The sequence below is a fragment of the Nitrosomonas sp. Nm132 genome, assembly GCF_900100485.1.
Classification (GTDB): domain Bacteria; phylum Pseudomonadota; class Gammaproteobacteria; order Burkholderiales; family Nitrosomonadaceae; genus Nitrosomonas.
The window spans coordinates 1-1,120 of the sequence record NZ_FNDH01000128.1 but is presented as its reverse complement, the minus strand read 5'-3'; the positions used below and the strand labels follow the sequence as shown (position 1 = coordinate 1,120).

Genomic DNA, 1,120 nt, shown 5'->3' with positions numbered 1-1,120 from the left:
ATTGTGGCGGATAAGGGCTATGACAGTGAGTGCATACGTGAGCAGATCATAAAGAAAGGAGCCAGGGCCGTGATCCCAAGAAAGCGCAATTCGCTGAAGGGTAACGCAGATATAGATTGGGGCTTGTATAGGTACCGGCATTTGGTGGAAAACGCCTTTGCACGACTAAAGCAGTATCGGGCAATAGCAACACGATACGACAAACTCAAGAGAAATTACGAAAGTATGGTAGCTATCGCGTGTGGATACCTGTGGCTACCTATGTGAAATGTCAACAGACCCTAGGAAAAGGTTGGTCGGTTACTCAAGTGGCTGAAGCGCTCATGATTGATCGGGAAACCGTGCGTAATCACTATAAGCGTTATCGCAAGGGAGGGTTGTCGGCACTCCAGAAGTTTGAGGTTGGCGGTAGCGAGTCTTTTCTGAATGAGCTGCAAAGGCAAGCATTGGATCAACATCTGCACGAAAATCTGTATTTGACTGCCAAAGAAATCGCGCATTATGTCGAACAAACCTGGGGTATCTCGTACAGCGAAAGCGGCATAACCCAATTATTATGCCGAATGGGCTATGTCTATAAAAAGCCGAAACTGGTGCCGGGTAAGGCTGATTCCGGGAAACAACGCGCCTTTGTGGAATGCTATGAAGCACTCAAGGCAAGCAAAGCGCCCGAAGACCCTATTTATTTCATGGATGCCACTCATCCCCATCATAATCCGGTAGCCGGTTACGGATGGATCAAACGCGGCCAGGATCGCTAAATTCGTAGCAATACTGGTCGGCAGCGCTTGAATATCAATGGTGCGACCAATACAGCTAGCCTGCAGGCCATCGTACACCATGATGACATTATCAATGCGCAATCGACTATCCAGCTGTTTCAGCCAATCGAGGCATACCATTCAAAGCAGCATGTATTCACATTACTTGTGACAATGCGCGTTATTATCGATCCCAACTGATCAATGACTATCTCAACGACTCAAAAATAAAATTCGTATTTTTGCCGCTGTATGCACCCAACCGTAAGCGTCTGGTGCTACCGACTGTTATTCTTTCTGCGTTAGTGATTTAATGAATTCCGGTGTCAATGGCAACAATTCATCGATGCGACTATTGG

At 46.9% G+C, this 1,120-nt stretch carries 3 protein-coding genes; all 3 read left to right on the top strand.

Translation table 11 applies throughout. The features are described 5' to 3' along the window. A partial coding sequence (locus BLP80_RS14985; protein ID WP_143002343.1) for a transposase occupies positions 1–267 on the top strand: 267 nt, incomplete at its 5' end. Next, positions 264–761 carry an IS630 family transposase gene (locus tag BLP80_RS14980; RefSeq protein ID WP_176754404.1) on the top strand — a complete coding sequence of 166 codons (498 nt, stop codon included), beginning with the start codon at positions 264–266 and terminating at the stop codon, positions 759–761. The genes BLP80_RS14985 and BLP80_RS14980, both read left to right, overlap by 4 nt. A gap of 27 nt (positions 762–788) precedes the next feature. Continuing rightward, positions 789–962, top strand: a complete 174-nt coding sequence (locus BLP80_RS15840) for a hypothetical protein (protein ID WP_176754403.1) — start codon at positions 789–791, stop codon at positions 960–962. Positions 963–1,120: the final 158 nt, after the last annotated feature.